This is a genomic window from Microbacterium sp. (assembly GCF_047972865.1).
GTDB lineage: Bacteria > Actinomycetota > Actinomycetes > Actinomycetales > Microbacteriaceae > Microbacterium.
This window is the reverse complement of the sequence record NZ_JBKEAY010000244.1, coordinates 21,568-27,988: the sequence shown is the minus strand read 5'-3', so window position 1 is coordinate 27,988 and position 6,421 is coordinate 21,568. Positions and strand designations below refer to the sequence as shown.

Genomic DNA, 6,421 nt, shown 5'->3' with positions numbered 1-6,421 from the left:
ATCATGAGTTTGGCGGGAACGGTCCGCACGCTCGTGGCGGTGGGGACCGTGAGCGACTCGTCCATGTTCGCTGCGAGGGTCTTCGGCATTCCGCGCAGTGGCGTGATGACGTCCTCACCGGCTTCCTGAGCGGTCACCGGCGCAGCGCTCGGCGCCTGCGCGGGGATCGGCTGGCGTGCGGCGGGCTTGGCCGTCGTGCGGGCGACGGGGGTCGCCGTCGGCGCAGTGACCGGGCGCGACGTGGCCTGAGGTGTGGCAGGAGGCGCCGCCTGCGCCGGCGCTGCCGGGGGAGCGGGGGCCACGGGTGTGGTCGCGGTATCACCGTCGCCGTTCGGGTGGTAGGCCTCGAGGATCGGCCACCAGGACTGGTCCACCGAGTTCTTGTCCTCACGGAACTGCTCGTACAGTTCGGCGACGAGCCACTCATTGGCCCCGAATTCGCCCTCGCTCGAAGTTCCCACGCCGGTCACCGGACTGGACACGGATTGCCTGCTTTCATCGATGAAGTGCTGTCGTGCGGGCGCTCTGGGTCTCGCCGTGCACACCTCGTCTTAGCGTAGCCCAGTTCACGGTGCTGAGAACGGGTCTCGGTCGCCATGATCGGTTGCCGCGATCGGTACCGTGGAGCTATGCAGTTCTTGGGCGAACGACCCACGGTCGATCTCACGTACTCCGACGTGTTCCTGGTACCGCGGCACTCATCGGTGACCAGTCGGCTCGACGTCGATCTGTCACCCACCGACGGCACCGGGGCCACCATCCCGCTGGTCGCCGCCAACATGAATTCGGTGACCGGTCCGCGGATGGCCGCGACCCTGGCCCGTCGCGGCGGATTCGGGGTGTTGCCGCAGGATCTTCCGCTGCAGGATCTGGGCGCCGCGATCCGGTGGGTCAAGGAGCAGCCGGTGCGGTGGGACACCCCGCTGGTGCTGGCCCCGCACACGACGGTCGCTGACGCGGTGCAGCTGCTGCCGGCGACCCCCGGCCACGGCGTGGTCGTGGCGCCGTCGGATGCGGCGCCGCACGTCGACGACATCCTCGGCATCGTCCCGGCGACCCGGCTGGCGTCGTCGCTCCCCGACGCGCAACTGGGCGACCTCGTGCGCGGCCGGACCCCGTCGATCGACGCGGACGACGTCGTCGACGGCCGCCAGGCGTTCGACCTGCTGGTGGCGATCGGGGCCGACACCGTCTGCGTGCTGCATCAGGGCCACCTGGTGGGGACGCTGTCGCAGCGCAGCGCGTTGCGTTCGACGCTCTACCGCCCCGCCGTGGACGCCGACGGCCGGCTGATCGTCGCGGCGGCCGTCGGCATCACCGGGGACGCGGCCGCGAAGGCACGGGCGTTGGCCGATGCGGGCGTCGACGTGCTCGTGGTCGACACCGCCCACGGGCATCAGGACGGGATGGTTCGCGCCCTGCGCGCCGTGGCCGACGCGGGCCTGGGCATCCCCCTCGCGGCGGGCAACATCGTCACCGCCGACGGTGCCCGGGATCTCGTGGCGGCCGGTGCCAACATCCTCAAAGTGGGCGTGGGGCCCGGGGCCATGTGCACCACCCGCATGATGACCGCCGTCGGGCGTCCGCAGTTCTCCGCCGTGCACGAGACCGCGCAGGCGGCGGCCGAGCTCGGCGCGCACGTATGGGCCGACGGGGGCGTGCGTTACCCGCGCGACGTCGCGCTGGCGCTGGCGGCGGGAGCGGCGTCCGTCATGATCGGGTCGTGGTTCGCCGGCACGATCGAAGCGCCGGGACGGCTGCAGACCGACGCGGCCGGGCGCGTGTTCAAGGAGTCGTGGGGGATGGCTTCCACCAAAGCCGTGGTGGAGCGGTTCGGACAGTTGGACGCGTATGACCGGGCCCGCAAGGAACTGTTCGCCGAGGGCATCTCCTCGTCGAAGATCTACCTCGACCCGCTGCGGCCGAGCGTGGAGGACCTGCTCGACATGATCACCTCCGGGGTGCGCTCGTCGTTCACCTACGCCGGTGCGGCCAGCGTGGCCCAGTTCCACGACCGCGCGGTGGTGGGCCTGCAATCGGCCGCCGGTTACGAGGAGGGCAAGGCGCTCCCCGTGAGCTGGTGAGCGGCGCGGTCCGTCGCGGACGGCGCGCCGGTGCCGGTGCCGTAGAATCGTGGCACGATGGACGACCCTCCCAGTAGACGCTCGCCCCACCGACCCTCTCCCCGGTTCTGCGGGGGTGACGTGTGATGGATTACGTCATGTTGGGCGTGGGGCTGCTCCTGACGATCGGTACCGGTCTGTTCGTGGCGAGCGAGTTCGCCCTCGTGAACCTCGACCGCGCCGACCTCGAGGCCCGTCGCGCCGCCGGGGAATCCCGGCTGTCGCTGACCATCTCGGCGCTGCGGATCACCTCGACCCACCTGTCCAGCGCGCAATTGGGCATCACCCTCACGACGCTGCTGACCGGCTACACGATGGAACCGGCGCTGTCGAACCTGCTCAGCCCGGTGTTCGCCGCGTGGGGGATGGCGCCGGGGGTCTCCCGGCCGATCGCCGCCGTCATCGCGATGTCGGTGGCGACGGTGTTCTCGATGATCCTCGGCGAACTCGTGCCGAAGAACTTCGCGCTCGCTGTCCCGCGCCAGACGGCGAAACTGGTGATGCCGTTCCAGGTCGCGTTCACGACCGTGTTCCGGCCGGCGATCGCCGCCCTCAACGGCAGCGCCAACGCGGTGCTGCGCGCCGGCGGCATCGAACCGAAAGAGGAACTCTCCGGCGCGCGTACGGCCGAGGAGCTGTCGAGCCTCGTGCGCCGCTCCGCCAGCGAAGGCGTGCTCGAGGAGGACACGGCGTCGCTGCTGGATCGCACTCTCACCTTCTCGCGCCTCACCGCCGCCGACGTCATGACCGCCCGGCCGAGCGTGCACGCGGTGCAGGCCGCCGACAGCGTCGAGGAGGTCGTCCAGCTCGCCCGCCGCACCGGGCACAGCCGGTTCCCCGTCTATGACGATTCGATGGACGACATCACCGGCATCGTGCACCTGAAACAGGCGATCAGCGTGCCGCGGGATCGCCGCGCCGACGTGCCCGCGGCAGCCGTCTCGGAAGACCCGCTGCGGGTTCCGGAGGCGGTGCACCTGGATGCCCTGATGGCCGAGCTGCGCTCCCGCGGGTATCAGATGGCGGTCGTCGTCGACGAGTACGGCGGCACGGCGGGCGTCGTGACTCTGGAGGACCTCGTCGAGGAGATCGTGGGCGAGGTCGTCGACGAGCACGACCGCAGCCGCGCCGGTGTCGTGCGGTCGGCCGGGGCTGTGGTCTTCCCCGGCGAGCTTCGCCCGGACGAGCTGAACGACCGCACCGGCATCCGCGTCCCGGAGGGGGAGATGTACGACACCGTCGGCGGGTTCGTGATGTCGCAGTTGGAGCGCATCCCCCTGGTCGGGGATGCCGTCGACATCGAGGACGGCACCTTGTCGGTGCAGCGGATGGACGGCCGCCGCGTCGACCGGGTGAAGTTCGTGCCGCGCGCGCTCCCCGATGCGGCCGAGGGGGTGCACGATGAGTGATTGGGCGGGCCTGGCATGGCTGGTCGTCCTGCTGGTCGTCAACGCGTTCTTCGTCGGTGCGGAGTTCGCCGTGATCTCGGCGCGGCGTTCGCAGATCGAGCCGCGCGCTGAGAAGGGCTCGCGTGCGGCCAAGACGGCCCTGTACGCGATGGAGCACGCGACGCTCATGCTCGCGACGAGCCAACTGGGCATCACGATCTGCTCGCTGCTGATCCTGAACGTGTCGGAGCCGGCCATCCACCACCTGCTGATCGCGCCGCTCGGTCTCACCGGCTGGGGCGAGGCTGTCATCGACACCATCGCGTTCGTCATCGCGTTGGTGGTGGTGTCCTACCTCCACGTGGTGTTCGGCGAGATGGTTCCCAAGAACCTCGCGTTCTCCATCCCGGACCGGGCCGTGCTGCTGCTGGCGACCCCGCTGGTGTGGGTCTCGAAGCTGTTCTACCCGGTCATCGTCGCCCTCAACTGGATCGCGAACCACGCCGTGCGGCTGTTCGGGGTGGAACCCAAAGACGAGGCGGCGTCGACGTTCACGCTGGACGAGGTCGCCACCATCGTGAACCAATCCCGAATCGAGGGCGTGCTCGACGACGCGTCGGGGGCGGTGACGGCCGCCGTCGAGTTCACCGACAAGAAGGCGCGCGACACCGCGGTGCCGCTGACCGAGCTGGTCACCCTTCCCGAGTCGGCGACACCGGACGATGTGGAGCGCGCGGTCGCCAAGCACGGGTTCTCGCGGTACGTCATCATCGACGGCGACGGCACCCCGATCGGGTACGTTCACCTCAAGGACGTGCTGCGGGAGGCCGAGGGTCCGTACGCCGACACGCGCGCGTACGAGCCGATCAAGTCCAAGCGCATCCACCACATGGTGCCGGTCGCCGAATCGACCGACCTGGAGGACGCGCTCGCGCTCATGCGCCGCTCCAGCCGTCACCTCGCGCAGGTGCGCGATGCGCGCGGCGAGACCACCGCGGTGCTGTTCCTGGAGGACATCATCGAAGAGCTCGTCGGCGAGGTCAACGACGCCACGCGTCGCCGGCTGTGACGCGCGGGTAGTCTGGCGCCATGACGGCGGCGTGGACAGCGGAGGAGACGGCGCGGCTCGTGCCGGCACCGACCGCCGCCGACGACAAGTACACGCGCGGAGTCGTCGGGGTCCGCACCGGGTCCGACCGGTACCCCGGAGCCGCGGTGCTGGGGGTCGAAGCGGCCTGGCGCACCGGGGTCGGGATGGTGCGCTACCTCGGGCCGCGTTTCCCGACCGAACTGGTGCTGCGGCGCCGCCCCGAGACGGTGTGCGCGCCCGGGCGGGTGCAGGCGTGGGTGATCGGCTCGGGAACGGATGCCGCCGACCGCGACGCCGCCGAGACGGACGCGCTCCGTGAGATTCTCGGCGGCCAGGCCCCGGTGGTGATCGACGCCGGCGCTGTGGACCTCGCCGCGGACGGGAGCGCTCCGCGGATCGTCACGCCGCACGACGGCGAGCACGCGCGGCTGCGCGACCTGATCGGGCTTCCGGCCCCGGGGCCGGACCGGGCGGCGGCGGCGCGGGAGACCTCCGCCGCGCTCGGGGCAGTCGTCCTCCTCAAGGGGGCCGCGACGCTTGTCGCCGCCCCCGACGGGAGCACCCGCGTGGTGGCGGCCGAGACGTCGCGGCTGGCCACGGCGGGCACCGGCGACGTGCTCGCCGGCATCGTCGGTGGGCTCGCGGCGCTGTCGCGCACCGCGGCGCTGGCCGAGATCGCGGCAGCGGCGGCCTGGCTGCACAGTGCCGCCGGTGCCGCCGCCGTCCGCGCCCGCGGCGGCGGCCCGATCACCGCACTCGACGTCGCCGAGGCGCTGCCGGGCGTCATCGGCCGGCTGCGATGAGCGTCCGGAGGTCCCCCAACCTGGGAGGATCGGGGGATGACAGCTTCGCCCTTGACGCAGCAGTTCGCGTGGCGTGAGCGGAGGGTCCGCTGGGATCGTTTCGGCGCCGGGCCCGCCCTGGTGTTCCTGCACGGCACGCCGTGGTCATCGGAGCTGTGGCGTCCCGTCGCCGAGGCGTTGTCGACGTCGTTCACGGTGTACCTGTGGGATATGCCCGGGTACGGGTCCTCCTCCAAGGACGCCGCGCACAGAGTCGACCTGGGCGTGCAGGGAGAGGTGTTCGCGGCGCTTCTCGCGCACTGGGGACTCACCCGCCCGCACATCATCGCTCACGACTTCGGGGGAGCGGTGGCCCTCCGGGCACGTCTGCTCCACGGTGCGGCGTACGCCTCGTTGTGCCTGACCGACGTGGTGGCACTCTCCCCCTGGGGCTCGCCGTTCTTCACTCTCGTCAAAGCGCACGCCGCCGTGTTCGAACAGCTCCCGCCCGCTGTGCACCGCGGCGCCGTGGAGGCCTACATCAGCGGCGCGAGCCACCGTGGCCTGCGGGCCGATGACCTCCGGATGCTGGTCGAACCGTGGACCGGTGACATCGGTCAGCCGGCGTTCTACCGGCAGATCGCGCAGGCGGACGAGTCCTTCACGACGCAGATCGAGCCGCTTCTCGGCAGCATCAGCGAGCCCGTCCACATCATTTGGGGCGCGGAAGACGTGTGGATTCCCGTCGACCGCGCGCACCGCCTCGGTGCGGCGATCCCTCACGCGACCGTCGCGTTGATCCCGGATGCGGGGCACCTCATCCAGCTCGATGCGGCGGCAGCTCTTGCCGCGGAACTCACCCGATGGACGACCGCTGTGGCCACGGCATCCGCGACGACGTGACAGGCGGCAGCGTCGAGACACCCGTGCGCCGATTGGTTCCGCAGTGCCTCACCCGGGTGATCTCTTTCCTGCTGACCCAGACGTTCTCGGACATCATCTCCCGGTACTCCCCTCCGCGGTGATTCAGTCCGCGCC

At 71.0% G+C, this 6,421-nt stretch carries 6 protein-coding genes; 5 read left to right on the top strand and 1 reads right to left on the bottom strand.

Annotated elements, in window-relative coordinates; all coding sequences use genetic code 11:
* Positions 1–482: 2-oxoglutarate dehydrogenase E1 subunit family protein (locus ACK5KK_RS15090; protein ID WP_416890907.1), on the bottom strand; the 482-nt coding region annotated here is incomplete at its 3' end.
* A gap of 147 nt (positions 483–629) precedes the next feature.
* Here ACK5KK_RS15090 and ACK5KK_RS15085 point away from each other — a divergent pair.
* From ACK5KK_RS15085 to ACK5KK_RS15065, 5 genes are all read left to right on the top strand, one after another.
* Positions 630–2,084: a GuaB1 family IMP dehydrogenase-related protein gene (locus ACK5KK_RS15085; RefSeq protein ID WP_416890906.1), complete on the top strand. Its 1,455-nt coding sequence runs from the start codon at positions 630–632 to the stop codon at positions 2,082–2,084.
* A gap of 125 nt (positions 2,085–2,209) precedes the next feature.
* Entirely contained in the window at positions 2,210–3,532 is a 1,323-nt protein-coding gene (locus ACK5KK_RS15080; protein ID WP_416890905.1) for a hemolysin family protein, read from the top strand.
* Positions 3,525–4,580 carry a hemolysin family protein gene (locus ACK5KK_RS15075; protein WP_416890904.1) on the top strand — a complete coding sequence of 352 codons (1,056 nt, stop codon included), beginning with the start codon at positions 3,525–3,527 and terminating at the stop codon, positions 4,578–4,580. The genes ACK5KK_RS15080 and ACK5KK_RS15075 overlap by 8 nt, the downstream gene beginning before the upstream one ends.
* 20 nt (positions 4,581–4,600) lie before the next feature.
* Positions 4,601–5,404 carry an NAD(P)H-hydrate dehydratase gene (locus tag ACK5KK_RS15070; RefSeq protein WP_416890903.1) on the top strand — a complete coding sequence of 268 codons (804 nt, stop codon included), beginning with the start codon at positions 4,601–4,603 and terminating at the stop codon, positions 5,402–5,404.
* Positions 5,405–5,440: 36 nt separating this feature from the next.
* A complete protein-coding gene (locus ACK5KK_RS15065; RefSeq protein WP_416890902.1) occupies positions 5,441–6,286 on the top strand; it encodes an alpha/beta fold hydrolase in 846 nt (281 codons plus the stop codon).
* The last annotated feature ends 135 nt before the right edge of the window (positions 6,287–6,421 follow it).